Genomic DNA, 25,891 nt, shown 5'->3' on the forward strand with positions numbered 1-25,891 from the left:
AGGTGAGCGGGCTTGCCCCGCTCACCTTCATTATTAGGCGTTAGCCTGCCCCTTGGCCTGACGCTCCAACTGCACCTGAAATTCAGGCTCGATATTGAGCTGGACCGCCAACTCATCCAGATAGCTGCGCTCATCCTCCTGCTGATCATTCACCAGCATCACACTGGTCAGATAGATTTCGGCGGCAATCGCAGGGTTATTCGCATACTCGGCGAAATCCGAGGCATTGAGTGGTTTTTCGACTTCGCTATCAAGCCACGCCTTCAGTTCGGGCTCATCAGTATGACGCGCCAGCTCCGCCGAAATCATCGCCTGCTCTTGATCATCAATCTTGCCATCGGCCTTGGCCGCTGCAATCAGTGCACGGAGGATCGCATGGCTATGTTCATCTACCTGGGAGCCAGACAACTGGTCAACGGTTTGCAACGCCGGCTGCGGCGCGGAAGCCTGTTGGCTCTGCCACGCCTGGTAAGCCTGGAACGCCATCATTCCCAGGGAGGCCAGCGCCGCGTAGTTGGCCCCGCCCGAGCGCCCTTGAGTCGCACTACCCGAGTTCGATCCGCCTAAAAGACCACCGAGGCCACCCAGGCCGCCAAGCAGGCCGCCCAAGCCACCCAGCCCGCCACCGCCAGACGCCGCACCACCCGCGCTGCCGCCCTGAAGCAAGCCGCCAAGCAGTCCGCCCAGCCCACCGAGGCCTCCCGAGCTCCCCTGAGGTGCTGCCGTCGAGCCGCCCTGCTGGCTCATCGACGCTTGACCGGCTTGCAACAGTTTTTCCAGTAGATCGCTGGTGTTCATGGTGTCGCCCTCCTCGGGCATCAGGTTCCAGACAAGCAACAATAGCTTGCCTGGGCGATAACGTCGTGACCGCCCGGCTGGGTTTGTGCTCTCCCTGCCGTATCGTCCATCCTCTGGCCGCCTTATCATGGCTTCGCCACACTCAGCAGCAGCCCCATCGAGGAGGGACGCACGTGACCCGCGCCGAGCATATTAGCCTGATGGCTACCTATAACCAGTGGATGAATCTGAAGATTTATGAAGCGGCCCGAGGGCTGAGCGACGAAGCGCTGCTGGCCGACCGCAGTGCCTTTTTCGGTTCGATCATCGGCACCCTGAACCACCTCACTTTGGGGGATACCGTCTGGCTCAAGCGCTTTGCCGAGCATCCAGCCCAATACGCCGCGTTGACGCCACTGAGCATACTGGACACGCCCAAAAGGCTGGATCAGTTGGTGTTTGCCAACATCCGCGAACTCCAGGCCCAGCGTGTCTGGCTGGACCAGATCATCCTCGACTGGGCGCAATCGGTCAGCGAGCCCGACCTGGATCAGCGCCTGCGCTACCACAACATGCGGGGTGTCGCTGCCGACAAGAACTTCTACAGCCTGGTCACCCACTTTTTCAATCACCAGACCCACCATCGGGGCCAGGTGACGACGCTGTTGACGCAGGCAGGACGCGATGTGGGCGATACCGACCTGCTGCGTCTCATCGACTGAGTTACGCCCCGTCGCGCTCGGCGTACGCCTGCAACAAACCAGGAAACGCTTCCCTCGCGGGAAGCTGTGCAAAGCTGTGAACTGCGGGTGTGGACGCCCAGGGCAGTTTCTCGCTGGTCCAGGTTTCCATGTACGGGACATAGTCGTTGGCGTCATCGAGCATCACAGCACGCACATTGATGAACTCCTCGACATCGTTGGGCCGAGTAAACAGCCAACTCATGCAATGGGGGCAACAATAATGGCGATCCACGCCATGCAGCCCGCCGATCACCGGGTCACCCAGGGTCACGGTAAAGCCACTGCTGGGTACCAACGCACTCAGGGAGAACGCACTGGAGGTCATTTTCTGGCAGCCGGTGCAATGGCACGCCATGGTGATCACCGGCTTCTGAGTGATGCTGAAGCGCACCCGATTGCACCGGCAACCGCCGTCCTGGGAAAAACCATCGACACTCATCATTGACTCCTTTTCATGATTGGTTTGAAGCACTGATAGCGCTTCAGGTCATTGCGCTGGCGAGCGACGGTAGGCGGCCAACAGCACACCCATCGTCATCAATAATCCTCCGGAGCCCCGATTGAAGTGCTGCAAGTGCGCAGGCCGCAAGCGACGAAGCAGCCGCGCCCCGCACACCGCGTAGAACATCATGGTGCTCACGTTCAGCACGCACAGCACCAGCAACAGGCACGCATACTGCGGCAACTGGGGTTGGGTGAGGTCGACAAACTGCGGCAAGAAAGCCGACATGAACAACAAGGCCTTGGGATTGGAAATCGCCACCAGAAAGCTACGGGTGAAAATACTGACCGAACGAACCGCGACCTCTTCACCCTCGCCCGCTGTCGGCAACGCCGTGAGTGGCGAACGCAGCATCTGCCAGCCCAGCCACACCAGATAAGCCGAACCGATCCACTTCAGTGCCTGAAACAATCCTTCACTGGCCGCCAGCAACAGCCCCAGGCCGCACGCCACCGCCGTCACCAGCAATGCGTCGGCCCACACCGCCCCCGCCATACCCCACACCGCCGCCTTCAAGCCATGCCGCGAACCGTTCTGCAACGCCAGCAACACGGTAGGGCCGGGGATGGCGATAATCGCCGCACTCATCATGATGAATAAAAACAAGGTAGCCAGGGACATGGGGAACTCCTATCTAACGGGCCTTATTCAGGCCAACAATCGGGGAATGATCCATTAAAAGCCGTCCCACCGCCAACCACCGGCCACAAAAAAGCCCCGGGCCTGCCGAGGCTATTAATGGCGTTCAAGCCCACTCAATCATCGTTTGAGACGGGGCAAGTACGAGGTCTGTACCCCGGCAACGCTGCGGCATACGCCAAGGCCTGCTCACGGGAGCCAAAGGACGCTAACCGGTCATCCCGGGTGCATACCCGCCAAGGTCCACTGTTGACCTGCACGATTTCATAGCCATTGAGATGCATCTTTTTCAGCATGGGAGCGCTCATAGTCACCTCTCTTTATCCAGAGATAATCCAGGAGTTGCCTGATCCACCATACACCCGGGTACCGGGCTTTAGCCTACCGAACGTCGCCCCGGGAATGGATATGATCGCCCTTCCCTCGGTGGTCATGCCTCGCAGGCAAGATCACGCAAACGATGTAGATCACTGATCTGTCTGGCTTTTTTATCCGCATATTTATCAGCCAATGACCGTGTTCGAACTTGCACCAATGAGGCTGGATCTATATATTCCCTAGCCTGCTGCAACGCTCAAGGCTGTCTTGAACCATCAAGGGCCCTGAGTCGCTTCACCGCGCTACCGCCCGAATGGCGAAACTGGTAGACGCATGGGACTTAAAATCCCCCGCTCGTAAGGGCGTGCCGGTTCGATTCCGGCTTCGGGCACCATCTATATCAAGGGCTTGCCGGGGAAACCTGATGCAGGCCCTTATTTTTTGCTCCGCAATTCCCATCTCCCGGCGTCCTGCCGACCGAACACAAACCCCGAACGTCCTGAACCTGCAACTGCGTGCCCCAATCAAAAACGATTGCCTGCGGGGAGCATTACTGCACCGGCAGGAAGTTCATCAATAACAAGCTTTGCGCGTAGTTGAGAGCAACACGTCGGTAACGCTCATCGAGCATCTGGGTCAACAGGTCCAGGCGCGCAACTATCTTGCCGAACTCAACGGCGAAACTGAGGTTGCTGGCCTCCTCCGATATCTCGTTGGAGAACAACAATAAAACCCCATTGGCATCCTGGCGCTGGCTGAGCAGCCAGGTAGCCTTCTCGATATTACGCGCGGCATTGCTAACGAACTGCGGATTGATCGAGTTCGTCATATAAAACTCGGTCCGCCCGCCGTGTGCGGTAACAAGCATGCTGCCGATCGCATAGATAAAGGCCCCAACCCTGTCTCCGCGAAACTCAGGGCTTAAGGAATAGCTCAACGCGTCTAGATCACGACGCTCCCCGAGGGCAGGCAGGGGTCGACGAAGTTCGATGGCCTGACGGACTTCCCGAGCAGCGCTTACAGCATCTGGATAACCCGATTGACGCCACTGGTTGGGGTTACGCAGATAGAGCTTGCTCATTAGCAAGTACAGGCTTTGCAGATTGTCGTGCATGCCCAGGGTAGCCATACGATCGACGCTGGTTTGGAAGAACTCATCAGGCTTGCCATCACTGAGTTGCCTGGCGATATCGCGCCCCTGCTGCTGGCTGCAACCGATGGTACAGAGCATGAAAACTGCAGCCAGCACCAGCGGCCGACGCATCCATCGAATGACAAAAACAGGTAACGTACGATCCATCGACACCAAATCTGGTTCTTCTGCCCACGCTGGGAATTAGCGTGATCGGGACAGGCATAGATCGAGAAAATGAAAAAAAGTGCGATGGTGGTGGTCAGATTATTGAGATGAGCGCTGTCCAAACGCCGTACCAAAGCCCAGCCGCCCACTGGACTTCTGCTTCGTGGAAGCCATCACCCAATGGGTATCAAGACTGCCAGTCGGCGAAATATAAACTTTTTGTGGCCTGAGTGATCAACAGTACCAGGGGGTACTCAAATCGGGATACCACCGTTTTATGGCATTGCACTAAGGGGTGGCATCCGTACATGGGTTCTGTAAGGACCCAGGAGTCATCATCATGAAGTCCTTACGCTTACTTGCGTTTTCTGGAGCTGCCCTGGTCGTGCTGTCGGGGTTCCCTGCAATGGTCTCGCACGCGAGCAGCAGTGAGCCGATCGATACGTCAGCCGTGCAACTTGAGCAGCAACAGCAAAACGGTATTGCCTACCTGTCGGGTGGTATTGGTCTGGACGAGTCACGAGCCATTCAACAGGCCAAGGGATATACCCTCCACCTGACATTTTCCACCGGCCCAGGTAATGAATACGTGCCTGATGTCGATATCGCGATTCAGAATATGCAGGGACACTCACTGCTGACGCTGAACCAGGTCGGCCCCATTGTCTACGTTCAGTTGGCACCCGGAAGGTATGTGATTGTCGGAACTCGCAATGGTCACGAACATCGGAGTGTCGTTGAACTTAAAGGCGGGGCTGTTCAGGATCTGAATCTGCACTGGAGCGATGCCACGTAACCGCTGATGGTTGAAATCAAACGCTACAGCTCACGAGAAGTCCGCACCTGATGCGGGCTTCTCGTAGCAGGGTGTACAGGCGGCAACCGCATCACTTTTCCCAGACAAAACAGCCGCTCAATAGCAGGCATTCCCGCTGAGATCTAGTAAGCAGTCGGGGTGAAAGAAAAACTGCTGCCATGTTGGGAAATTCTACGACGAACCAGATCTCCCGGCTTCACTTCAACTTCTGACTCGATGAGTCTTGAGTGTCCAAAGATCATGTATTTCGACACACCAAGAATGTGCTTACCGGGAGCCAAGCCAAATCTGGCAACCTCGCCCGGGTGAAATTCAGCAGCCGGTTTGCCATCGATATGCAGGATAAAGCGGACCTCAGAACCATAGATCCCCGAGTCTCTGGTCACCACTAACTGAGCTGCGCTCTTCTCGGTGAACGCATACAATCTTGGGGCAGGTACTGGGTCAGCATTTTCGGCAGATATGGGTGATGTAGAACACCCGCCGATAACGCCTAGCAATAACGCTCCGATTAAAACCCGCATAACGTTCCCTCGTAATAAAGTCACGAGACTCTACCACCCCCTAATCAGGCTACGCGATGTATCTGATCTCCCCTGCCTTCTCGCCACTCAAGCGCGCCTACTCCTCAAAGCGCCCTGAAGCGGCCCGATCACCCTTGTATCGCCTCGTAAGCGGAAACGGCGGCAACCAGGATTCGCGACGGACGACCCAGCTTTCGTAGGTTGGCATCAGTTGGTCCGGGGTATCCAGAGATCCCAGGTTCACTTCGATTTCATCGCCGGAGCGGGCGAAAACAGATGAGCCACAACGGGGACAGAAAAATCGTCCGGCGTAGTCATGTGTTTCGCCATTGATCGTCACCGAGCCCTGTGGGAACACCGCTGACGCGTGAAAAAGCGCGCCGTGATGCTTGCGGCACTCAAGGCAGTGGCAAAGACCGACCCGGTAGGGAGCCCCCAACGCCTCAATCCGGACACTGCCGCACAGGCAACCGCCGGTGAATCGGTCCATTTGCACCTCCTCCCACATCACACGCTCGAAATACCTACGACGCCAGCGCCGCTTCGATCTTAGCAATATCGATCTTTCCCATCTCCATCATGGCCTCGAAAGCACGTTTGGCAGCCACGCGATCCGGGTTGGTTATGGCGGCCATCAGGACGCGCGGCGTGATCTGCCACGACAGTCCCCACTTGTCCTTGCACCAGCCGCAGGCGCTCTCTTGGCCGCCATTACCGACAATCGCATTCCACAACCGATCTGTTTCAGCCTGGTCGTCGGTCGCGACCTGAAACGAGAACGCTTCGTTGTGCTTGAATACCGGCCCGCCGTTCAGCCCCAGGCAAGGGATGCCCATGATCGTGAACTCAACCATCAACACATCGCCCTGCTGGCCCGCGGGATACTCGCCAGGAGCGTGATGAACGGCGGTCACGACGCTGTCGGGAAACGTACGGGCATAGAAGGTCGCTGCATCCAACGCGGTACCTTCGTACCAGAGACAAATACTGTTCTTGTTGTTCATGTGAATTCTCCAATATCACGTGGGTAAGAGCAGTTTCCTCCTCGGTCTTATCTGCGAAAACGCCCGATCAAGAAAAGTAAGTCATCACCGCAATGACGACCGAGACCCAGGCCAGGGTCAACAAAAACGACAGCGCCCCCAGTGTTTTGCCCATCTCTTGTCCTCATGCCAGCGATCTTGCCCAGAACCCGTTTAGAATAGACAAGCCCGACGCCTCCCGCCTTAAATCCTGAGCTCACCGTGACGGCACCAACACTGATGGGTAACTATCAGACTCAGGCCAAGCCCCGTCGCTGAAGCGTTGCCTGAGCATCTGATACGCTTTTTTCTTCGTCACCTGCATCTGTATCGCACCCGACTGAACGGCGACAATAACCCCACTCCCGACACGCCCGTGGAGCACGACAGGCACCTTCCCGTCGCCCCTTCTTTTCGGAGGCCTTATGGCTAAGATGGCATTTTTTCTGTTTGGATTTTTAGCGCTGACCATCGCAATTGGCTTGCTCGCTACCATTTCGCCGGTCTAGGGCCTCACTTCACCCTGCGAAAAACATCGGGTACAGCGACAGTACCAGCAGCCCCGCCATGGACAGATTGAACACCCTCAACCAACGCGGTTCGCGCAACAGATTGCGCAAGCCGCTGCCGAATCCGGCCCACACACAGACACTGGGCAGATTGACCACGGCAAACACCGCAGCGATCACCAGGACATTAACGACATAACCTTCGGCTGGCGTGTAAGTGGTAATGGCACCCAACGCCATGACCCAAGCCTTGGGATTGACCCACTGGAAAGCCGCCGCGCCAAGAAATGTCATCGGCTGGCGGTTTGCATCAGGCTCATCGGCCATGGCACTGGACGTTGCGATCTTCCAGGCCAGGTACAACAGATACGCAGCCCCCACGTAACGCAGCAACGTGTAGGCCCAAGGCAATGCCTTGAACACCTCCCCCAGCCCCAAACCGACCGATATCACCAACAGCATGAAACCGATGCTGATCCCCAGGGCATGGGGGATCGACCGGCGAAAACCAAAGTTCACGCCCGACGCGAGCAACATGGTGTTATTCGGGCCGGGCGTAATCGAGGAAACGAAGGCGAACAACGCGAAGGCTGATAACAGGCTTGAAGACATGAACATGGGACACCATCCGAACGAAGTACTGTAACCGCGACAGTAGAGTGTTCAGGGTTGAAGAGCCCCATACAGCTACGGGTGAATCAAGGAATACACTTTCCCCGGCGTTGCGCCCATCACGGGAAAGCAAAAACAGCCTGCGCTTGGTCTGATATCTTTAAAGTTTTCAGGAATTCCAAGATGCCCTCTCACTTCGAAACGCACCTCACCGCCTCGGCCGAGGACCCCTATCTGTGGCTTGAAGACGTTGAGGGCACCGAGTCCCTGAACTGGGTACGCACCCGGAATGCCGACACCGAAGCCCGGCTCGCGCAATCCGACTCGTTTAAACAAACAGCATCCGAGCTGCTGGCCGTACTGGATTCGGACGTCAAGATCCCTTATGTGCAGAAAATCGGCGCGTACTATTACAACTTCTGGACCGATGCGGCGCATCAGCGTGGCCTTTGGCGCCGCACCACCCTGGATGAGTTCCGCCAACCCGAACCGGCGTGGGAGACGGTGCTCGACATCGATGCCCTGAACTCAGCCGAAGAAGAAAACTGGGTCTGGGGCGGCGCCGACTGCCTGCCTCCGGACTACCGCCGCGGCCTGATAACACTGTCCCGTGGGGGCGCCGACGCACATGTGGTTCGTGAGTTCGACCTGATTGATAAACAATGGGTAAAAAACGGCTTTCAGCTACCCGAATCCAAGGGCGGAACAAACTGGATCGACATGAACACCCTCTATGTCTTCACCGACTTCGGTGAGGGCTCGCTGACCCGGTCGGGCTATCCACGCATCGTCAAACAGTGGGCACGCGGCACCCCGCTCAGCGCTGCCAGCCTTGTCTATGAAGGCACGCCTGATGATCAATATGTCTATGCTGCACACGATCACACGCCGGGTTATGAGCGTGACTTTGTCAGCCGTGCACTGGCGTTTTACAGCGACGAACTGTATTTACGCAGCAAGGACGGCACACTGACCAAGATCGATGCTCCTGATTCAGCCAACAAGTCAGTACACAAGGAATGGCTGCTGCTGGAACTGCGCGATGACTGGGACTTGGGGACGGTCTATGCGTCCGGTTCGTTACTGGCGATCAGGCTTGATGACTTCCTCGTTGGCCAGCGCCATTTCGAGATTCTGTTTACACCGACAAACAGTACTTCTCTGGTCGACAGTACCTGGACCAGGAATCACCTGATACTGAACGTACTGAATGACGTCAAAAATAGCCTCAGCGTACTGACACCCAGCAAGAATGGGTTCAAGCACAGCGGATTCGACGGGGTACCGGGCGTCGGATCAGTCGATGTCTACGCGGTGGACCCTGACGAGAGCGACGCAGTGTGGCTCACCACCACCGACTTCCTGACCCCGACCTCTCTGTCACTGGCCCAGATCGGCCAACCGCCGCATGTGCTGAAGACCATGCCGACCTTCTTCGACTCGAGCACTATGCTCGCCGAACAGCACTTCGCCACGTCCGCAGATGGCACCCGAGTGCCGTACTTCCTTGTGCGTCCAAGGGACCTGAAACCGAATGGCAGCACGCCCACCCTGCTGTACGGTTATGGCGGCTTTGAGGTATCACTGACGCCCTACTACTCCGGTGGCCTGGGCCGTGCGTGGCTATCGAAGGGGGGCGTCTACGTGGTTGCCAACATCCGTGGTGGTGGCGAATACGGTCCACTCTGGCATCAGGCGGCGCTGAAGGAAAACCGTCCGCTGGCCTACGAAGATTTCGCAGCCGTCGCACAGGATCTGATCAATCGCGGGATCACCTCGCCCCAGCACCTGGGCGTGCAAGGTGGAAGCAACGGCGGACTATTGACCGGCAATATGCTGACCCAGTATCCGCAGCTTTTCGGTGCGGTCGTGGTTCAGGTGCCATTACTTGATATGAAGCGCTATAACCACCTGTTGGCGGGCGCCTCGTGGATGGCCGAATATGGCGACCCGGACCAGCCACACGAGTGGGCCTACATCCAGAAGTTCTCACCGTACCATCTGTTCGATTCGGCCAAGGCCTATCCGCCGGTGCTCTTCCTGACGTCCACACGCGATGACCGCGTGCATCCGGGGCATGCCCGCAAGATGGCGGCGAAGATGATTGAGGCCGGCAAGCACGTGACGTACTACGAGAACATCGAAGGCGGACACGGCGGCGCCGCGACCAACGCCCAGTCGGCGAACATGGATGCCCTGGTGTATCAGTTTCTGTGGGAGCAACTGAAAAAGAACTGAGCCTGGTGCACATCGCTAATGCGACGAAACGTACAAGGATGGCGTGGACGGCGCGGGCAGTGCATAGGTCGCCTTCATCCATTCGATCTCCGCTTGAGGTGTTCGCCCAAAAAAGCGCTTGAACTCGCGACTGAATTGCGAGGCGCTTTCGTAGCCTACATTGAACGCCGCCGTCGACGCGCTCATCGCGTTGCGTAGCATCAGTAATCGCGCCTGGTGCAAGCGTGTCGACTTCAGGTACTGCATCGGAGAAGAGTCTGTCACGCTGCGAAAGTGCAGGTGAAAACTGGGCACGCTCATATTGGCTTCCTGGGCCAGGGACTCCACATCCAAGTGCTGCTGATAACAACTGTGGATCTTGCGGATCGCGCGAGTGACCTTGCCAAAGTGCCCCTGGCGATTGAGCGCGGCGCGCATCGAACCACCCTGCTCGCCCGTCAGGATGCGGTAGTAGATTTCCCGCACCAGTGACGGCCCAAGTATGTGCGCTTCGCCCGGACGGCTCATCGTCTCGAGAAAACGCAGGGTCGAGGCCCGCAACAAATCGTCCATCGGCGAGGCGTACATGCCTTTGGGCTGGGCATCACTTGGGCCGAGCGCTTCATCCACTTGCAGCATCAACTCGCTGGCCAGTTGCAAGTCGAGGCGCATGTAAACCGCCAGCATGGGCTGCGCTTCGCTGGCGTCGGTCTCCATGGTGAACGGAACCGGCACGGACACCACCAGGTAGTGCTGGGCGTCATAAACGTAGACGTCATCCCCCAGATAGCCGCGCTTGCACCCCTGGCACAGGATCACAATCCCTGGGTCATACAGCACCGGCGTGCGCGTCAGTGGTCGATTCGAACGCAAAAAACGGATGTCCTCCAGCGCGCTGAGATTGTAGCCCTCAAGCGGCGCGAGCTTTTCCATCAATTGCACCATGCGCGAAGCCTGATTCATTGACGCCCCCTCTGTTGGCCGCTCAACCGTCGGTAGAACGGCTCAGCGCTTCCCATTGATCAATCTCACTGGCCACGCGAGCCAACTTGTCACGTACCAGACCCAGTGCATCGCTGCCCAACAACAAGTGAGCCGGCGGGGCCTCGCTGGCGATCACCTGCAGCATCGCTTGTGCAGCCTTCTGCGGATTGCCGAGCTGTTTGCCGCTCTTCTCCTCGCGTGCTTTGCGTACCGGGTCGAAGCTGGCGTCATAGTCGGCAATGCTCCGTGGCGTGCGTTGCATCGAACGACCGGCCCAGTCAGTGCGAAACGAGCCAGGCGCCACCGCAGTCACGAAGATGTTGAACGGCAGCAGTTCTTTGCTCAGCGTATCGGAGATACCTTCGAGAGCAAACTTGCTGCCACAGTAGTACGCGATCCCCGGCATCGTGATGGTGCCGCCCATGGAAGTGATATTGAGGATATGGCCGGCACGCCGCTTGCGAAAATAAGGCACGAACGCCTTGATCACCGCCACCGCGCCAAACACGTTGACGTCGAACTGACGACGCATCTGCGTCAACGGCGACTCTTCAAGGATGCCCTCATGACCGTAGCCGGCGTTGTTGACCAACACGTCAACCGGGCCGTACGTAGCTTCAACGTCAGCAACGACGCCGTCGATGCGGGCGAAGTCAGTGACATCCAGGATCACCCCATGCGCATGATCCACGGACAGTGCCTCAAAGGCCTGCAAGGCCGCTTGACTGCGCACGGTGCCGATGACGCAGTGACCTGCGCCAAGGGCTTCTTGTGCCAGCGCCTGGCCAAAACCACTGCTCACCCCCGTGATGAAGAGGGTTTTTCTGCTGCTCATGGCGAACTCCAATAAGTCGGTAGAGCACCATGGTATCTATCGAAAACCCGGTCACCTATGCCGGTTTGTCTTCCAGCATTGCCTATTCCTATCAGAGCCCACAGTTAAGCGGGAAGGCCACAGGCTTTTTGTGGTTGCCTGCTAAACTGGCCTTATCCGCGAATGGAATCGACACCATGCCAAACCAGCACTCACTCCCTGACGTACTCGAGAAGATCTACGAAAACCAACTGGCCCTGGAGGCCGCGATCATGGAGTTGAGCCTTGCGATCGAGCGCCAGGGCGACGCGACTGTGGACGAAAACGTTCGGGAAGCGCTATCGACAATCGGGGAGAACGTCGGGCAAATAACGCAGGCCCTGAAGAAGCTCAAGACGGATTCTCACGACCAATAACGGCCTGCGTCACCTTTGTATCCTCTCCTTTACACTTCGTCGCCATCTGATTGATCAGCAATCATTTGCAATGCAGACTGCCGTGGCTGAAGGAACAGTGCTCACTCGACGCAAAGGCTGAGTTTATACAGCCGCTAACCACCTCAGCTCATGAGCTCCTCCTTCGCCGGTCTCTATCCATGCGACATGAAGATGTCATCCCCCCATTGCTCAAGGCGCTCAATGAGAACCAACTTGCATTGGCCGCGGCTATCGAAGAGCTAGCCAAATGGGTCGGTGATCGCGGCTCAGTGGACACCGTTAAAAATGTCTATGGCGCCCTCGAAACGCTCACCCATAACCAGGCGTTCATAGACCTGAGTATCGCGTTGATGATGGAGCCAGACTGATCCACTGACCTGCAGCAGCGACCAGTCTTCTGCTCGATGTCTCCCGCGGGGTCAGATCAGGAGATGAAAATCCCCGCACCGTTCAATTGGGTCATGCCTACGCCCACCAGCATCACAGAGTTATCACCAAACGACAGCACGGTATTGTCCTCGACCGTCGTGGCATGAGAGCGGTAATCGTAGTCTTGGCCCAGTCCCGGGATGCCCATGAACACGAGTTTATCGCTGGCCTGGTAGCCCTCGATCCGGTCGTTGCCGAAGAGGCCATTGAACAGGAACGTGTTGCTGCCGCCGCCCGAAACCATCAGGTCGTTGCCGGCCCCGCCGACAAACACGTCATTGCCCTGGCCTCCGATCAGGTGATCGTCGCCACCCAGGCCAAACAGCCAGTCGCCGGCGGCATGGGCGGTGAGGACGTTGTCACCGGCATCGCCTTTGGCCGAGGTCGCGTAGTGCGTCAAATCGGTTCCGGCCAGCAGGCCGTTGCCAGTCACCTGATAAGTGATGTCATGTGAGCCCCATGGGATGGAGGTCCATGGAATATAGGAGGTTTCCTTGCTCACCAGCGCACCGATATCCCGGGTCATGCTGATGCCGCCATAGGCGTCGTTGATGTACAGCGTGCCGTCGCCATCGTTGGCAAAGCTGAAGGTGGCCAGGGGCTTTTGTAGTTCGAAGACGTTATCGCCTTTGCCTCCCAGTACGATGTTGTAGCCACCGTCATCGCGGAAACGATCATTGCCTGCGCCCCCCTCCAGGAAGTCATTGCCCGCCCCGCCCTTGAGCAGATCGTTGCCCTCAGTGCCGATAATGAAGGTGTTGCCAGTGTGTTTTTCAGCGTAACGGTTCAGGTCTTGCACCCAGGTGGTTCCACGCGCAGCATCTGAGAGGCTGGAGACGACGATGGTCGAATCCTTGCTGGTCAGGTCGTAGAAGTCTGAGGCGGCGATTCGCCCCAGGCCCTGGGTGTAACCGTCCAGGGAATGGGCCTTGGCGACACCCCAGTTAAGGCTGTTGGGCAAATGTGCCGAGGCCGAGGCGTAATTATCAGTAAAGCTGACAAGGTTGTTGGCGGCCGAATCCCAAACCCTGTCGTTACCCCACAACAGCGCCGAAGTATTGATGCCTTTGCCGTCGATGGCTTTGAACACCGGGTCATTTTCATAGCCGATATTCAAGACCTGGGTATCGCCCGAACTTTGAGTGGGTGAGGCAAAGGTTACGTAGTTGGCGTCCTGATAGAAGCCGCCCCAATGATCGTGGCTCAAGGTCGCCAAACTGTTGGCACCCAGCGCGCCCAGACTATGGCCGGTGACGAGGATGTCCTTGCCGGTCAAGCCCTGGCTCCTGGCATAACTGGCGACGCTGTCCAGTAGAGAGTTAAAGGCAAGCTTGGCGTAGTCGGTGGCGTATCCGGGAAGTACGGCAGCCGCCAGATCGCTGGCCACGTCGCCCAGCCCATCCAGGGTCAAGCCAAAGGAGGTGCCGCGGAACGCGATCCCCATCGCAACCAGCTTGCCGGCGCTATCGTATTGCCCCAGCACCTCGACGTTGGCGGAAGACGCCAATGCTGTCTCGCCCCAGAAAGTGCCTTGCTTGTCGACATGTTGGGTCACGCCCAAGGCTTGCGCACCGATAGGCGCCCAGCCACCGGTTGCCAGTGGTTGGCCGGTAGAGTCATAAGCGTACTCGGATAACGCCAAGGCGTCGTTCAGCAGCACCTTTCCCTTCTCGCCCGTCATGCTCTTGTAATCGAAAACGCCCATGCTGCTTGTCCTTTTTCTGATGGCTTTCTATAGGGCCTCAGTTCAGAGGGCCGGGGTTGATTGGGGGCGGGGTCGAGGGCACTGTCAATCGTTACCTAAAAAATGAATAGCTGGCGCGATGATCCGTCACTAACCACGCTCCGTGGCCGTGAGGTTCATCTCCTGCGACTCATTGACGAGCCGCATAACCCCATCGCCTCCACCGTCATCGATCGGGTGACAGCGGTCACTGCTACGTCGCCTGCCGTCGGGATAAACGATAAAAGCCCCGCCATCCTTGCCACACTCAAGCAAATACACCGGCGACAGTTCCCGTGCTTTATCAATGCGCGCATTCAAGCGAACAATGTAGGCACCCAATGAAACCGTTACACAAATAATCAGCACCACACACAACACCAACTGAGTGGCGTAGCTGGCGCCGACGTCATCAGGACGCACTGGCGACATAATACGGCCCTGCCCGTTCAACGCCCTGACCAACCAGAAACCAGCTGCTCCCCCCCATGCGCACCAGTTGCGCTCCCGATGGCAGGACACACGCCATCAGGCCGAGGAAAATCAGGGCCAACAGAATTCCTTTGACCATCGAAGACAGGTTCATGACGGTGACGAGCTCTGGATAAGAAGAGCCTCAGCCTAAACAGCGATGGGTTAACATCAGGTAAACATCAATCGAAAAGCGTCCGGCTTCCGTTATCCTTCGGACCTCTGAGCAACAAGCGTCCAAGGGGACTTTCCCGTGCATATTCACCTGCTGTTGGTCGAGGACAACCTTGATCTGGCCACTACCGTCATCGAGTATCTGGAGATCAGCGGCATCGTCTGCGACCACGCCAGCAATGGCCAGGCCGGTCTTAACCTGGCACTCAATCAGCACTACGACGTCATTCTCCTGGACATCATGTTGCCGCGACTGGACGGCCAGCAGCTGTGTGAACAGTTGCGCCAGCAAGGCAATCAAACACCCATCTTGATGCTCACCTCGCTGGACGCACTGTCGGACAAGCTCGCCAGTTTTGCCGCAGGCGCCGATGACTACCTGGTCAAGCCGTTCGAGCTGGCCGAACTGGTGGCCAGGATTCGTGCACTGAGCATGCGGCGCAGCGGCCAGGTCAGTCGTCTGCAGGTCGAGGACTTGGTTATGGAGCTGACCACTCGCAAGGTCAGTCGTGCCGGGCAGGAGCTGCATCTGTCTCCCATCTGCTGGACCTTGCTGGAATGCCTGATGCGCTCCAGTCCCGAGCCGGTCACCCGAGAACGTCTCGAAGCAACGATCTGGGGCGATGAGCCGCCGGACAGCAACAACCTCAAAGTTCACATGCATCGACTGCGCAAGACCGTGGACAAACCCTTCGGCCAACCCTTGATCCACACCCTTCCTGGCGTCGGTATCCAGTTGACATCATATGCGTAACGTCTTGAGCCTGAAGTGGGTGATCAGCGGCAGCTTCCTGTTGCTGATCGCGGTCGTTCTGATCATCTACAGCAAACTGCTGCCCATATACACCCTACGCGGCCTGCTCTACACCGCCAGCGCCATGATGGAAGAAGAAGCCCAGTATTTCGTCAGGCACTACAAGAAAGACCCAACCACGAAGCCGCCGCACAACTACTTCTACATCGGCGCTATCGGCAAGGACGCCTTGCCGGAGGACGTCCGTCAGGTGCTGGACACACCGCCGAGCCTGTCCTACGGCGCGGTTCAGGTCTTCGGCGATCTGGACTCCGATGACGACGACGATGAGATACGGGTGATCCTCGTCCAGCCCCTGGGTGACGGCAAGACCCTTTATATGTACGACATTGAGCACGACCATGAAGAAGGCGGCGAAGTCGAGACGCCGCTGTCTGATGCCTACTTCGACCAGGAGCTGCGCGGAATCACCTTCATCAGCCTGGCGGTGTTCATTCCAGCGCTGATCATCATCGCTCTGCTGGTCTGGTGGCTGGTCCGACCACTGGGACGGCTGGCCCAATGGTCCACCACGCTGAACAACCCGGACGCCATGTCCGGTGAGCGTCCTGATTTCAGCTTCAAGGAATTCAACATTCTGGCCGACGCCCTGGCCCAAAGCGTGAAGCAGGTACAGGCCGCCAGCCTGCGTGAAGGCCGCCTGCTGCGCTACACCAGTCATGAATTGCGCACCCCGCTGGCGGTGCTCAAGGCCAATATAGAACTGCTGGCCCTGCAGTCCGGCGGCGTCCTGCCATCACCCCTGCAGCGTATCGAACGCTCGGTGCTGAACATGCAACTTATCGCAGAGACCTTGCTGTGGATGAGCCGCGAAAATCCCGAGCCACTGCCGGAAGAAGACATCGACCTGAGCGGGCTGGTGGGTGAACTGATTGAAAAACACCGTTACCTGATCGGCAAACGGGACATCGAGCTGATTATCGACATCCACAATGAACCTTGTCGGCTGCCCCCCACCGCGTGCCGCATCGTTATCGGCAACTTCCTGCGCAACGCCCTGCAATACGCAGAAGAAGGCAACGTGGAAATCAGTTTCAAGTACCCTCAATTGCGCATCGTCAATCAGATCAGAGAGGCCAAGCCGACGCAGGAGTCAGGTGATTTCGGATACGGGCTGGGGCTGGAGCTGATGCGCCAGTTGTGCGCCAAGTTAGGTTGGCACATTGAAGTCGCTATCGAACAACAATGTTTCACGGTCACGCTCGACTTTACTGCCGCCCCGGCCAGCACCGTTCCAACCACTGGCGGTACAAACAGTATGGTTGTCTCTCAACCCGTCGAGTTATATTTTCCTCCCCTCAATTCGGAGTGTATGAATATGAAGATCACCATAAAACTGCGAGAAGAAAGTGGGATGTCCCACGAAACAGCTGGCTCGGTCGTGGAGATGTGGGACGTATACCAAGGCGAAGCTATCGTGGGTGTCTATCACGATAAAAATGACGCTATCAAATACAAGGAGTTGCTTGAAAGCGGGAGACTGGAAGAGCTAGGCCGTCCCAAGAAATAATCGATCACCTGCTGCCGAGTGAGGAGCCCCCCTCGATCAGCACAGGATTACTTCTACGCCCTATGGCTATCAGTCCTGGCCCCAGAGTCATCTTAAGCTTGAAATAGCGGCTGGTTGCCGGTATTGGTGGGAATTATTTGGCGCAAGGAAGCCGGACAGTGATCACGATTCGAGAGGCAACCATTGAAGACCTTCACGTGCTCCGTGATATCGGCATCGAAACGTACCGAGAACATTTCTCTGACATCTGGACCACCACGGGAATACAGAACTTCCTAAGCGAGGACTTCTCGGTTTTCGAGCTTCAGAAGTCGATCGAATCACCTACCCGTCATTGCTGGCTCATCGCATTCGACGAAGAAGGCCGAGCAATCGGCTTCTCAAAGATCAACTGGTCCAAGCCAGCGCCTCTCTCTGCCCAGGTTGGCGCCGAGCTCCAGAAAATTTACTTCCTCAAGTCTCAGGCAGGTAAAGGCTACGGGAAGCAGTTTCTCAAGTTCATTCAAGACTCAGCGCAAAACCACAATGAAGACTTCATATGGCTGGATGTGCTGAAGACCAACTCAAACGCACAACGTTTCTATGAAGGTTTCGGCTTCAGGACGTTGGGTGAAATTCCTTTCAGTACCGACAAGGCCGAAATCGGAATGGTTGTGATGGGCTGCGACCTTTCCCAGTAGAGCCTTTCATACTTTTCCGGTTGGCGGCACTCGTCCTCATCTTGCCTATCATCAGCATGACGCGCTGGAAGTTAGAACCCACTTTGAAGCCGCGCTGCAGCAATGCCATAGAGCATTGCAGGCGATTCAAGAAAAGTCTGGGATTCGGATGTAGCTCACAAAACGCCTGAACCAGCAAGGACTGGCACACATACCCATGTATTTGGGATCGATATAACTTGAGGTAAATATGACCATTGGCGAATTCACGCAACCAGCTGAAATCATCCCACCTGTAAAAGGACTGATTGACCCCAACCAAGGGGCTTCTCTTATTCCTTTCGTACCTCGCGGCACAAGCTCCGTACTTTCTACAGTGGAGTCTGCACTGCGGCGCAGTGTCCACGCTGACGACTACTGCCTGCCGGGACTTGTCGACAATACAGATGGCTTGGCAAACGCAGTGGCTGCTCTCGGCTCACTTGGCGGAACGGTAGTTCTAGGTGCTCGAACCTACGTAGCCAGCACCCTTGTCATTCCGAGGGGGGTCATTATCCAAGGCGAGAACCCCTTGGTATCTATCCTGCAACAGCAAGCCGGGTCAAACGTAGACTTTGTAACGTCAGAAAATTTCGCCTCTTTGACCGGCACCGGCCTGCCAGTCGCAACAGATAGCCGAGTGCCCTCCTGGTTCGGTTTAAGAAACATTCAGGTCAATGGAAACAGAGAGAATAACAGTACCGGCCGAGCATGCTGCTTCTATGGCGCCTATACAATCATAGATCACGTTGTTATCGGCTGGGGTGCCAGCGGCGGCCTATACACTGAGTACGCAACGAATGTATCCAGCAATGCCTCGGTTGCCGATCAAGAAGAAGGCTTCATTCGAGATTTAATTGTCCGCGACAATAACGGGGACGGCTGGGTAAACCGTGGGCCACACAATGTCCATATGGACAATATCACTGGCATGCGAAATGAAGGCTGGAACTATTTCAGTGAGATTCTCGACGGTACGTACAACGGGGCGCCCACCTACTGCACCATTTTGCACTGCTTTCAAGGCGACATGAGCTGGACAAGCGCAAGCGGTCGCAAGCGTAAGAACATCTATATCGGCACCAATGGTTCGTTCGGCCAAATCACCGTGGATGGCGGCTCATTAGAAATTAACGCCGGCTCGTGCTTGATTTCAAATCTGAACCAGTACTTTGGTGGCCAAGGTGGCGACATGGTGACTGTTTCGGGTTCTCGCAACATGATTGGGGTGTGGCGAGGCCTCGCGCGCGCAGCAGGATCTACAGCCACACCAGACGCATGGGTTGCCAAGATCACGGGGGACTTCAACAGCGTCGGCGTCATGCAAATTTACGACAACTCTGAAGCCGCTGCATTTTCCAATGGTGTTCTTGTCAGCGGTGTTGGTACCGCAATCGCTGATCTATTTATTCGCGGAACCAAGACCGGCCTGAAAGTAACCTCAAGCCGTAATAGAATCCGTGGCTGGGTTGCGAACACGTTGGTGTCAGGTTTTGAGTACACCACCCCTGTGGACTCACACGGAGGCAGAAACCGGATCAACCTAGACATATCCCCGTCATCCGGTGCCTATACGACAGGCAACGCGCCAATAGCAAACTCGGACCGTTTCAATATCGAAGGAACAGGTTTGAGCGGCGGTACCAAATCAACCACTCTATCTAAAGAGCAGTCTTCCATAGCCGGCGACCTGGACACTGTCGGGGTTAAAACCCTGGTTATCCCACACGGCCTGCTTTACGCGCCTAGACGCCAGGACATCAAACCTTCCCTGACAGGACTAACGGTAAAAACACTGGATCTTGGTTTCATACGCTGCTCCGTGGTGGACGCTACAAATATCACTATTGAATATCGGGTAGTGACACCCGCCGTAGGCGGAGTCATGAGCATCGCCGTACAAACCGCGGCACAGTAAAGCGATGCAAGAGGCTTAAGCCTCTTGCACTAAGCCTCCCCTATCAACCTCAATAAAATTGAGAGCTTTGCGTGGCATCCAATGTGATACTTAGCCGTATCAAAATAATGCCTACTTTGCCGGCGTATTCGGCTGGGTGCATCTATCAAGACATAAAGGGTGTTGCGTGTTCTTAAGACTCCTCTTCATCGCATGGCTGCTGACGCTTTCAGCTTGCAGTTCTAACGCTCCTGGCTCCTCGACGAACGGGGACGCGCCCGGCGAATACCGGGTCAAACGAGGCGATACTGTGCGCTCGATCGCTGCACGCAATGGTCTGAGCTGGAAGGACTTGGCTCGGGCTAACCAGCTTAGCCCTCCCTATACGCTGGAGGTCGGTCAACGCCTACGTATTGGAAGTACTCGGGCAGCACCCCGTCTCATCGGCTCAACCAGCAAGAGCAAAACAGTTTCATCTCAGCGCCCTCTCCCAAAAGAAACCCTGCAGGGTTGGAGCTGGCCGATCCGCGGCGTATTGATCGGGCGCTTCTCACCCACCAGCAAGCTTAGCCAGGGCATCCGCATTGCTGCCGCTCAAGGGCAACCGATCCATGCCTCTCTGGGTGGCAAAGTGATGTTCGCCGGATACATGCGTGGCTACGGTAATGTACTAATCCTTCAGCACAGCCCTTCTTACACCAGTACCTATACCTACAATAGTCGGTTGGTGGTCAAGGAAAACCAGATGGTGATCAAAGGGCAGAAGATCGCTGAAGCTGGATCCCAGGACACCGACCGTGCTCAGCTGTATTTCGAAATCCGCGCCAATGGCATTCCAGTCGACCCGCAGCGGCTGCTTCCACCGGGTTGAGGATGACTCAATCCCCCAATGGAGCTTTGGCGATTAGCAGATATTCGGCTGATGCATAGGGCGGATGTCGAGGGGGGTATCTGAATATTCTCTTAGATCCAGTACGCCAAATTTCTGGGTGTACATACAGACACTAGCGATGCCGTGAGCTTCTCAATTTTATATTTATTGAAAATGAACGATTTAAAGGTAAAAAACCTGAAAGCATCCCTCAACGCCGCTTTAATGCCTCGTCAATAAGTGATGAGGGATCAATGGCATAACCCTTTTGCCCAAGCAACTTATAAAAATCCTTATCCTTATTTTCAAACACTGCTAAGTTCGAGGTTTTGACACCAGCTTTATCCAACTCTTGCAAAAGAAAGTAGATAACATCTCCTTTTGCCCACACAGCTTGTTTGAAGCTAACACCACTCTCATTGTCAGTGCTGAGTTTTGTAACAAGCGGCGGGCCAATCTTCTTCTGGATCACTTCAACAAAATTGCTATTCTGTGGTTGCGAATAAACGCGCAACTCATACATTGACAACTTCTCTCCACTCTCAGAAAAATGAAAAACTATCTTGTTTTTCATATTTTCAAATTCGCCAGAAAGAACCAAGCCACTATAATTCAACAAGCCCGGCGAAGAGCTTTCCGTTCTTTCATAGCCAAACAATGTTTTCTCTTCTGATGGAGTCGCTTCAACACCAGCCAACTCATAGATAGATTGAATACTTTCTTTAAATGTAAGATTTGCCAAATCCAAACGTCCAGAAACGGGCTTGGAATTTTGGATGGTACTTTCCCTAACGCCCTCATCATTATTTTTCGAAAAGCAAACCGGAGCAATGACAGACAGAAGAATGACGATGGCAATTTTTTTCATGCCTACTTACCTCATCAATAGTTACTAAAATTGGATTTATTAGAAAGGCAATGACCAATTAAGCACAGGGGGTCGCCAAGGTCAAAAGCCACGATGTGTACAAAAACCTCCTCATGGGCACCAACCTGCAAACTAAAGCACCATCTTACCCTTTGTAATCACAATGAATCTGCATACTTTCTGTTTGATTTTGGTGAATTTCAAAGCCGCACCGCTCTAACGTAGTCTTGACTTTTTCAATAACACGCAGGTGTTCCGCTGCTCTTAGGTGTTGACGGTTCAGCGATGTAAATACACCTAACGGCAGAAACCGTAGTCGCCGTCCATTCAAAATAATGGAAATATCGACATGCGTGCCATCCACATCATGTCCATTGGAGCCAAATATTTCACTTACTTCCTCTTTGCGCTCTGGATAACATGCGCAAAACAGCTTGATCCCCAGCCACCTGGACAGGCTTCTAAAAAAACCGAGATGGCTGTTTTTATTTTCATACCCACGAACAAGTAACAGCCGAATTGACGAGGGCAACTCTGACTGAACTTCAATTAATTTAAGGAAAACTTCCTGTTCAACTAATACTTTAGAAGATGGCCAGCGGGGCCCAACCTTCAAGCCTTGACCGTCCCCTTTCAGCAGTGTAAGCATACTATCAAATCTCTAATTTTCAATTAGTGCTTTTTAAAACTTAACATGCGACGCCGTATCCTGTCTTCGAATTTTCACAGGATGTTATCAACTTTCGCAGCGCATGACGATGGTCAGCGCTAGTACTCGCACAGAGCATTGTAAATTACAAAACCCCTGCACTTTCCCGCACCCAATAAAAAACCCCGTAGACATTAATCTACGGGGGTTTTAAGAGTGGAGGCCAAAGTCGGAATCGAACCGGCGTAGGCAGATTTGCAATCCGGGCCTGAAACTCAAGCGGGCCAAGGCCTGTAGCGATATTCAGTTCCGAAACCGAAGCAAAAAGCATCCTCTGGAGGCCGCGTAGAATACGGGCTCTGTCTTTTGTTTCGGAACTGTTTTTACCCCTCCCCCGGCGTCCTGCCGATCGAACACCAATCCAAAATCAGCTAAAACTCTACGCTGACATGATCACTCCACAATTCTGCTGGTGTGCTTCACAATAAGCCACTCAATGCCTTTACAAATTGGTGCATTGCCCTGTGACCTTGCTCCGCCACGATTTGCCACCCGATAAACCACAGTTATGTGCATCCTTTTCTCTGTAGGGGACTCCGGCAAATACAGAGGTGCCCATGGCCGAACCGGCAGCCTTGGCCGACACCGATGACGAAAACCTGAACCAGGCTATCGCCAGCAGGCTCAAGGAAATCCGCAATCATAACGATGTGGTGCGCAAACGAATGCTTGCTGGGGAGGACGCCGAATAAGAACTGCTTGAAGCACCGGCCCGGGCGCACCTGGAGCGCGGCGACAGTTCGATTCGGATCAGGTGCGGTCCGATCGTCCCCCGCCGTTACGCCACCATGGAGTGCAGACTAGTCTTCTGGGTTGTTATCAGAAAAGGACTTGCTCAGTAGGCCCTGAACAACACTGTCGGGATTGCCAAGCAGCTGTTTATTGAAGGCCTCGCCATCGCCTGAGCGAGTTGCGAGAAGTCCCCAAGACTTTGTCCCATCCGCGTTGAAAACCACGATCAGTTGGTTATTTGCACAATCGTGAGGCTTACACATGTGGCCCACAGTGAAGGTTTTTCCGTCGGCTTTAACGTCCTCAACTGGTGACGCAGTGCCCTGTGCTTTGCTAACCCAGCTTGGGAAACCGAGCATCTCAGCATAGGCTTTTTTGTATGGTGCTTTACTCGCAATCTCCGGCAGATACTGCTCAGCACAAGCGCCTCCAACCATTAGCATCAGGGAGGCGCCCGTAAGAATCGAAAGGCTCAATTTTTTCATTCGAATTACTCCATGTCGGTGACTTCTCAGCCGTTTCTTCGCCGGCGGCATTTAACGCAGGTATGACTCCTCGGACAAAACACCGCTGCTTAAGTTTCGACATTCGCCCGGCAAAGAAATCCGGTATTGGAATACGCCACGACAGGCGCACAGAAAAAGTGCAGGTAAAGCCTTTATAATTCGCCCTGTTTTTCACCTGCGTCATAGCTACGTCGGCAGTTTTGAATGACGTCCATATTCTCGACCGTCCAGTCGAACAGAACCGAGAAAGGCCCCTGCAACGATCTACCGAGTGGTGTCAGGGCATACTCGACACCGAGCACTCGTCCATCCAGAACTCTACGCGTCAACATTCCATTACGCTCCAGCTTACGTAGCGTCTGGGTCAGCACGCGCTGGGTGATGCCATCGAGACGACGCTTGATGGCATTGAAGCGACAGGGCTCGCACAATACCGCCAGAACCATCATCGACCACTTATCTGCTATCTGGTCGAGTATCACGCGGCTCGGACAATCGGCGCGGTAGATCGGGTCAGTGTCTTCCATTGGTATCCTCCAGCACCCCTGGGATGCTTCAGGTGCGTAATTGACTCCAGGTATCCAATAAATACTATCAGGTCACTAACGCACCTAACCTAGGAAAAACTGAGATGACAGACACAGACTTCGGCAGGCTTCACATTTCCAGCACGGATGGCGTCGCAACGATCACGATTAATAATCCGCCGGTGAACGTCCTCGACGTATCTTTGATGAGCGAGATACGCCGCTTTCTCCTTTCCGCTCGTGATGACAAAAACACCCGCGTGCTGGTTTTCCAGAGTGCGGATCCAGAGTTTTTCATTGCGCATGTCGATATGACATTGATCGACGAGCCACACGCATTTGACGATTTTGTTCATGAAGCTCCAGAAGCTCTCAACCCGTTCCAGGCATTCGGCGAACTGCTGCGAGGTCAGCCGCAGGTCACAATCATCAAGCTCGCCGGATTGGCGCGCGGGGGAGGTGCAGAATTCATCTCGGCGGCCGACATGATATTTGCCGCACAAGGCCGAGCCGGCCTTGCCCAATGCGAAGCGTTGATGGGCATCACTCCGGGCGGCGGAGCGACTCAATACCTTCCTGGCCGGATGACGCGCGGCCGGGCTCTTGAAGTGATACTTGGCGCCGATCTCATCGACGCGAATACAGCAGAACGTTACGGATGGATCAACAGGGCGCTGCCTGAAGAGCAGCTTGACGGTTTCGTTGATCGGCTGGCGCGCAACATCGCCGCACTGCCCGAAGGAGTCATCGCCGCCGCCAAAAAAGCAATGCCTAGAACAGACCTGCGGGAAGGTTTTCGCCGCGAGCACGATGCCTGGGCGGGGCTCTTCGAGCGCCCGGCAGCTGAAAAACTCATTCGGGGAGGACTCAAGGCTGGCGCGCAGACTAAAGAAGGAGAACGAAATCTGGAGAGCCTTCTCCGAGGGCTGAAAATATGATCCACCACGTAGTTCGACTGGGTTTCAAAAAATCAAATATTACAGATCATCATAGGTGCTGTTACGTAGGACCACCTGGAAGGTCGGGCCGGGTATCGAGCAGGCTATAGAGCGGATCTGCGCCAAGAGGAAGACGTCGATCACAGGCAATAAAAAAACCCGTAACTCACTGAGCTACGGGGTTTTTAAGAGTGGAGGCCGAGGTCGGAATCGAACCGGCGTAGGCGGATTTGCAATCCGACCTCCAAAGGCCCGCAGGGCAAGGCCTACATTACATATTTAGTACCATAACATTCGCAATTTCGTACCTCTACAGCCCCCGCCTGCCAAAGGGGTAGCTTCCAGTTTTGGTATTCTTTTAGCGTCTCGTGCCCCCTCCCCGGCGTCCTGCCGACCGAACACCACTCACCAGTAAACAACCCAACTGCTACGCTGTTCACTCCACGGAGGAACACCGATGCAGAACTTAGATCTACTCCCTTCCCTGCTTTCCAAAATGAACGAAAACCAGCTCGCCCTTGAAGCTTCCATCATGGAACTCTCGAGCTGGGTTGAGCAGCAAGGCGGTGCCGAAGTCGCCGAGAACGTGCGCGGCGCCCTGGACACCCTCGACCGTAACGAAGAGTTCATCAAGCTGACCCTGGCCGTCCTCATGACTCCTGACTGATCGCTAGATGCCGCTACGACTAAAGTTGATCGAGCCCTGTGGTGGACTCTGGCCAGCATCTCCCGGCACACTCTCCAATTAGGATTGGTCGGCTGGCCGACCGCAGTGCTCCCCACAATCCATTATTCTGGAGCAATACACT

General features: G+C 55.4%; 29 protein-coding genes, 1 tRNA gene and 2 pseudogenes. 14 read left to right on the top strand and 18 right to left on the bottom strand.

Annotated elements, in window-relative coordinates; all coding sequences use genetic code 11:
* Positions 1-33: 33 nt before the first annotated feature.
* Complete coding sequence (locus tag GNF76_RS22810; RefSeq protein ID WP_155585340.1) at positions 34-798, bottom strand: tellurite resistance TerB family protein; 765 nt, start codon at positions 796-798, stop codon at positions 34-36.
* 173 nt (positions 799-971) lie between these two features.
* Here GNF76_RS22810 and GNF76_RS22815 point away from each other — a divergent pair, with 173 nt between their 5' ends.
* A complete protein-coding gene (locus GNF76_RS22815) occupies positions 972-1,499 on the top strand; it encodes a DinB family protein (RefSeq protein WP_178123500.1) in 528 nt (175 codons plus the stop codon).
* 1 nt (position 1,500) lies between these two features.
* Here GNF76_RS22815 and GNF76_RS22820 read toward each other — a convergent pair whose 3' ends face one another.
* The 3 genes from GNF76_RS22820 to GNF76_RS29655 form a co-directional block, all read right to left on the bottom strand.
* Positions 1,501-1,959: a GFA family protein gene (locus GNF76_RS22820; protein ID WP_155585341.1), complete on the bottom strand. Its 459-nt coding sequence runs from the start codon at positions 1,957-1,959 to the stop codon at positions 1,501-1,503.
* 48 nt (positions 1,960-2,007) lie between these two features.
* Positions 2,008-2,643, bottom strand: a complete 636-nt coding sequence (locus GNF76_RS22825) for a LysE family translocator (RefSeq protein ID WP_155585342.1) — start codon at positions 2,641-2,643, stop codon at positions 2,008-2,010.
* Positions 2,644-2,777: 134 nt separating this feature from the next.
* A complete protein-coding gene (locus GNF76_RS29655; protein ID WP_246211962.1) occupies positions 2,778-2,969 on the bottom strand; it encodes a DUF2188 domain-containing protein in 192 nt (63 codons plus the stop codon).
* 317 nt (positions 2,970-3,286) lie between these two features.
* On the opposite strand from GNF76_RS29655, the gene GNF76_RS22830 reads away from it, so the two are divergent.
* Positions 3,287-3,373 (top strand) — tRNA-Leu (locus tag GNF76_RS22830).
* Between the two features lie 156 nt (positions 3,374-3,529).
* Here the strand turns inward: GNF76_RS22830 and GNF76_RS22835 are convergent.
* Positions 3,530-4,243 (bottom strand): hypothetical protein, encoded by a 714-nt coding sequence (locus GNF76_RS22835; protein ID WP_379652598.1) that lies wholly within the window; start codon positions 4,241-4,243, stop codon positions 3,530-3,532.
* Between the two features lie 376 nt (positions 4,244-4,619).
* On the opposite strand from GNF76_RS22835, the gene GNF76_RS22840 reads away from it, so the two are divergent.
* Positions 4,620-5,075, top strand: coding sequence for a carboxypeptidase regulatory-like domain-containing protein (locus tag GNF76_RS22840; protein ID WP_155585344.1), 456 nt, complete (start codon positions 4,620-4,622; stop codon positions 5,073-5,075).
* A 143-nt stretch (positions 5,076-5,218) separates the two neighbouring features.
* On the opposite strand, the gene GNF76_RS22845 is transcribed toward GNF76_RS22840, so the two are convergent.
* The 4 genes from GNF76_RS22845 to GNF76_RS22860 form a co-directional block, all read right to left on the bottom strand.
* The gene (locus GNF76_RS22845; RefSeq protein WP_155585345.1) at positions 5,219-5,620 is read right to left on the bottom strand and encodes a hypothetical protein; all 402 of its coding nucleotides are present in this window, start codon (positions 5,618-5,620) and stop codon (positions 5,219-5,221) included.
* 97 nt (positions 5,621-5,717) lie between these two features.
* Positions 5,718-6,110 (bottom strand): GFA family protein, encoded by a 393-nt coding sequence (locus GNF76_RS22850; protein WP_155585346.1) that lies wholly within the window; start codon positions 6,108-6,110, stop codon positions 5,718-5,720.
* A 34-nt stretch (positions 6,111-6,144) separates the two neighbouring features.
* Positions 6,145-6,624, bottom strand: a complete 480-nt coding sequence (locus GNF76_RS22855; protein WP_155585347.1) for a VOC family protein — start codon at positions 6,622-6,624, stop codon at positions 6,145-6,147.
* Positions 6,625-7,160: 536 nt separating this feature from the next.
* Positions 7,161-7,769 carry a LysE family translocator gene (locus tag GNF76_RS22860; protein WP_155585348.1) on the bottom strand — a complete coding sequence of 203 codons (609 nt, stop codon included), beginning with the start codon at positions 7,767-7,769 and terminating at the stop codon, positions 7,161-7,163.
* Positions 7,770-7,946: 177 nt separating this feature from the next.
* On the opposite strand from GNF76_RS22860, the gene GNF76_RS22865 reads away from it, so the two are divergent.
* Positions 7,947-10,001: a prolyl oligopeptidase family serine peptidase gene (locus GNF76_RS22865; RefSeq protein WP_155585349.1), complete on the top strand. Its 2,055-nt coding sequence runs from the start codon at positions 7,947-7,949 to the stop codon at positions 9,999-10,001.
* Between the two features lie 15 nt (positions 10,002-10,016).
* Here GNF76_RS22865 and GNF76_RS22870 read toward each other — a convergent pair whose 3' ends face one another.
* Both GNF76_RS22870 and GNF76_RS22875 read right to left on the bottom strand, forming a co-directional pair.
* A complete protein-coding gene (locus tag GNF76_RS22870) occupies positions 10,017-10,943 on the bottom strand; it encodes an AraC family transcriptional regulator (protein ID WP_155585350.1) in 927 nt (308 codons plus the stop codon).
* Positions 10,944-10,965: 22 nt separating this feature from the next.
* Entirely contained in the window at positions 10,966-11,799 is an 834-nt protein-coding gene (locus tag GNF76_RS22875) for an oxidoreductase (protein ID WP_155585351.1), read from the bottom strand.
* Positions 11,800-11,828: 29 nt separating this feature from the next.
* Between GNF76_RS22875 and GNF76_RS29830 the strand changes: the two genes are divergently transcribed.
* Together GNF76_RS29830 and GNF76_RS22885 are read left to right on the top strand one after the other, a co-directional pair.
* Complete coding sequence (locus GNF76_RS29830; protein ID WP_321210563.1) at positions 11,829-12,194, top strand: hypothetical protein; 366 nt, start codon at positions 11,829-11,831, stop codon at positions 12,192-12,194.
* A gap of 179 nt (positions 12,195-12,373) precedes the next feature.
* Entirely contained in the window at positions 12,374-12,583 is a 210-nt protein-coding gene (locus GNF76_RS22885; protein WP_155585352.1) for a hypothetical protein, read from the top strand.
* A 56-nt stretch (positions 12,584-12,639) separates the two neighbouring features.
* Here GNF76_RS22885 and GNF76_RS22890 read toward each other — a convergent pair whose 3' ends face one another.
* The 3 genes from GNF76_RS22890 to GNF76_RS22900 form a co-directional block, all read right to left on the bottom strand.
* Positions 12,640-14,349 (bottom strand): polyurethane esterase, encoded by a 1,710-nt coding sequence (locus GNF76_RS22890; RefSeq protein WP_155585353.1) that lies wholly within the window; start codon positions 14,347-14,349, stop codon positions 12,640-12,642.
* Positions 14,350-14,478: 129 nt separating this feature from the next.
* Complete coding sequence (locus GNF76_RS22895; RefSeq protein WP_246211963.1) at positions 14,479-14,799, bottom strand: hypothetical protein; 321 nt, start codon at positions 14,797-14,799, stop codon at positions 14,479-14,481.
* Positions 14,780-14,953 (bottom strand): hypothetical protein, encoded by a 174-nt coding sequence (locus tag GNF76_RS22900; protein WP_155585354.1) that lies wholly within the window; start codon positions 14,951-14,953, stop codon positions 14,780-14,782. Before GNF76_RS22900 ends, GNF76_RS22895 begins: the two co-directional genes overlap by 20 nt.
* Positions 14,954-15,091: 138 nt before the next feature.
* Here GNF76_RS22900 and GNF76_RS22905 point away from each other — a divergent pair, with 138 nt between their 5' ends.
* The 5 genes and pseudogenes from GNF76_RS22905 (at position 15,092) to GNF76_RS22925 (ending at position 20,802) form a co-directional block, all read left to right on the top strand.
* The gene (locus GNF76_RS22905) at positions 15,092-15,766 is read left to right on the top strand and encodes a response regulator transcription factor (protein WP_178123502.1); all 675 of its coding nucleotides are present in this window, start codon (positions 15,092-15,094) and stop codon (positions 15,764-15,766) included.
* Positions 15,759-17,054: pseudogene (locus GNF76_RS22910) on the top strand (sensor histidine kinase); the annotation flags it as partial. The gene GNF76_RS22905 and the pseudogene GNF76_RS22910, both read left to right, overlap by 8 nt.
* A gap of 440 nt (positions 17,055-17,494) precedes the next feature.
* A complete protein-coding gene (locus GNF76_RS22915; RefSeq protein ID WP_178123504.1) occupies positions 17,495-18,016 on the top strand; it encodes a GNAT family N-acetyltransferase in 522 nt (173 codons plus the stop codon).
* Between the two features lie 229 nt (positions 18,017-18,245).
* Positions 18,246-19,952 carry a hypothetical protein gene (locus GNF76_RS22920; RefSeq protein WP_155585356.1) on the top strand — a complete coding sequence of 569 codons (1,707 nt, stop codon included), beginning with the start codon at positions 18,246-18,248 and terminating at the stop codon, positions 19,950-19,952.
* A 166-nt stretch (positions 19,953-20,118) separates the two neighbouring features.
* On the top strand, positions 20,119-20,802 hold the full coding sequence (locus GNF76_RS22925) for a peptidoglycan DD-metalloendopeptidase family protein (protein ID WP_178123506.1): 684 nt from the start codon (positions 20,119-20,121) through the stop codon (positions 20,800-20,802).
* Positions 20,803-21,013: 211 nt separating this feature from the next.
* Here the strand turns inward: GNF76_RS22925 and GNF76_RS22930 are convergent, their stop codons facing one another.
* Complete coding sequence (locus tag GNF76_RS22930) at positions 21,014-21,670, bottom strand: hypothetical protein (RefSeq protein ID WP_155585357.1); 657 nt, start codon at positions 21,668-21,670, stop codon at positions 21,014-21,016.
* Between the two features lie 145 nt (positions 21,671-21,815).
* Positions 21,816-22,319 (bottom strand): hypothetical protein, encoded by a 504-nt coding sequence (locus tag GNF76_RS22935; RefSeq protein WP_155585358.1) that lies wholly within the window; start codon positions 22,317-22,319, stop codon positions 21,816-21,818.
* A gap of 668 nt (positions 22,320-22,987) precedes the next feature.
* Here GNF76_RS22935 and GNF76_RS30000 point away from each other — a divergent pair.
* Positions 22,988-23,134: pseudogene (locus tag GNF76_RS30000) on the top strand (siphovirus Gp157 family protein); the annotation flags it as partial.
* Positions 23,135-23,179: 45 nt separating this feature from the next.
* On the opposite strand, the gene GNF76_RS22940 reads toward GNF76_RS30000, so the two are convergent.
* Together GNF76_RS22940 and GNF76_RS22945 are read right to left on the bottom strand one after the other, a co-directional pair.
* Positions 23,180-23,596 carry an Ivy family c-type lysozyme inhibitor gene (locus GNF76_RS22940; protein ID WP_155585359.1) on the bottom strand — a complete coding sequence of 139 codons (417 nt, stop codon included), beginning with the start codon at positions 23,594-23,596 and terminating at the stop codon, positions 23,180-23,182.
* A 173-nt stretch (positions 23,597-23,769) separates the two neighbouring features.
* A complete protein-coding gene (locus GNF76_RS22945; protein WP_155585360.1) occupies positions 23,770-24,144 on the bottom strand; it encodes a winged helix-turn-helix transcriptional regulator in 375 nt (124 codons plus the stop codon).
* A 104-nt stretch (positions 24,145-24,248) separates the two neighbouring features.
* Here GNF76_RS22945 and GNF76_RS22950 point away from each other — a divergent pair, with 104 nt between their 5' ends.
* Entirely contained in the window at positions 24,249-25,082 is an 834-nt protein-coding gene (locus GNF76_RS22950; protein ID WP_155585361.1) for an enoyl-CoA hydratase/isomerase family protein, read from the top strand.
* A 457-nt stretch (positions 25,083-25,539) separates the two neighbouring features.
* Positions 25,540-25,749, top strand: a complete 210-nt coding sequence (locus tag GNF76_RS22955) for a hypothetical protein (RefSeq protein ID WP_155585362.1) — start codon at positions 25,540-25,542, stop codon at positions 25,747-25,749.
* Positions 25,750-25,891 lie beyond the last annotated feature (142 nt).

This window comes from Pseudomonas spelaei (genome assembly GCF_009724245.1).
GTDB classification, from domain to species: domain Bacteria; phylum Pseudomonadota; class Gammaproteobacteria; order Pseudomonadales; family Pseudomonadaceae; genus Aquipseudomonas; species Aquipseudomonas spelaei.

Coding starts and splice junctions, on each gene's coding strand:
- GNF76_RS22810 (WP_155585340.1), bottom strand. CDS start 798: ATGAACACCAGCGATCTACTGGAAAAACTGTTGCAAGCCGGTCAAGCG.
- GNF76_RS22890 (WP_155585353.1), bottom strand. CDS start 14,349: ATGGGCGTTTTCGATTACAAGAGCATGACGGGCGAGAAGGGAAAGGTG.
- GNF76_RS22860 (WP_155585348.1), bottom strand. CDS start 7,769: ATGTTCATGTCTTCAAGCCTGTTATCAGCCTTCGCGTTGTTCGCCTTC.
- GNF76_RS22875 (WP_155585351.1), bottom strand. CDS start 11,799: ATGAGCAGCAGAAAAACCCTCTTCATCACGGGGGTGAGCAGTGGTTTT.
- GNF76_RS22835 (WP_379652598.1), bottom strand. CDS start 4,243: ATGCGTCGGCCGCTGGTGCTGGCTGCAGTTTTCATGCTCTGTACCATC.
- GNF76_RS22855 (WP_155585347.1), bottom strand. CDS start 6,624: ATGAACAACAAGAACAGTATTTGTCTCTGGTACGAAGGTACCGCGTTG.
- GNF76_RS22945 (WP_155585360.1), bottom strand. CDS start 24,144: ATGGAAGACACTGACCCGATCTACCGCGCCGATTGTCCGAGCCGCGTG.
- GNF76_RS22955 (WP_155585362.1), top strand. CDS start 25,540: ATGCAGAACTTAGATCTACTCCCTTCCCTGCTTTCCAAAATGAACGAA.
- GNF76_RS22920 (WP_155585356.1), top strand. CDS start 18,246: ATGACCATTGGCGAATTCACGCAACCAGCTGAAATCATCCCACCTGTA.
- GNF76_RS22935 (WP_155585358.1), bottom strand. CDS start 22,319: ATGCTTACACTGCTGAAAGGGGACGGTCAAGGCTTGAAGGTTGGGCCC.
- GNF76_RS22865 (WP_155585349.1), top strand. CDS start 7,947: ATGCCCTCTCACTTCGAAACGCACCTCACCGCCTCGGCCGAGGACCCC.
- GNF76_RS22840 (WP_155585344.1), top strand. CDS start 4,620: ATGAAGTCCTTACGCTTACTTGCGTTTTCTGGAGCTGCCCTGGTCGTG.
- GNF76_RS22900 (WP_155585354.1), bottom strand. CDS start 14,953: ATGAACCTGTCTTCGATGGTCAAAGGAATTCTGTTGGCCCTGATTTTC.
- GNF76_RS22930 (WP_155585357.1), bottom strand. CDS start 21,670: ATGAAAAAAATTGCCATCGTCATTCTTCTGTCTGTCATTGCTCCGGTT.
- GNF76_RS22885 (WP_155585352.1), top strand. CDS start 12,374: ATGCGACATGAAGATGTCATCCCCCCATTGCTCAAGGCGCTCAATGAG.
- GNF76_RS22950 (WP_155585361.1), top strand. CDS start 24,249: ATGACAGACACAGACTTCGGCAGGCTTCACATTTCCAGCACGGATGGC.
- GNF76_RS22940 (WP_155585359.1), bottom strand. CDS start 23,596: ATGAAAAAATTGAGCCTTTCGATTCTTACGGGCGCCTCCCTGATGCTA.
- GNF76_RS22825 (WP_155585342.1), bottom strand. CDS start 2,643: ATGTCCCTGGCTACCTTGTTTTTATTCATCATGATGAGTGCGGCGATT.
- GNF76_RS29830 (WP_321210563.1), top strand. CDS start 11,829: ATGGTATCTATCGAAAACCCGGTCACCTATGCCGGTTTGTCTTCCAGC.
- GNF76_RS22895 (WP_246211963.1), bottom strand. CDS start 14,799: ATGTCGCCAGTGCGTCCTGATGACGTCGGCGCCAGCTACGCCACTCAG.
- GNF76_RS29655 (WP_246211962.1), bottom strand. CDS start 2,969: ATGAGCGCTCCCATGCTGAAAAAGATGCATCTCAATGGCTATGAAATC.
- GNF76_RS22850 (WP_155585346.1), bottom strand. CDS start 6,110: ATGGACCGATTCACCGGCGGTTGCCTGTGCGGCAGTGTCCGGATTGAG.
- GNF76_RS22870 (WP_155585350.1), bottom strand. CDS start 10,943: ATGAATCAGGCTTCGCGCATGGTGCAATTGATGGAAAAGCTCGCGCCG.
- GNF76_RS22845 (WP_155585345.1), bottom strand. CDS start 5,620: ATGCGGGTTTTAATCGGAGCGTTATTGCTAGGCGTTATCGGCGGGTGT.
- GNF76_RS22820 (WP_155585341.1), bottom strand. CDS start 1,959: ATGAGTGTCGATGGTTTTTCCCAGGACGGCGGTTGCCGGTGCAATCGG.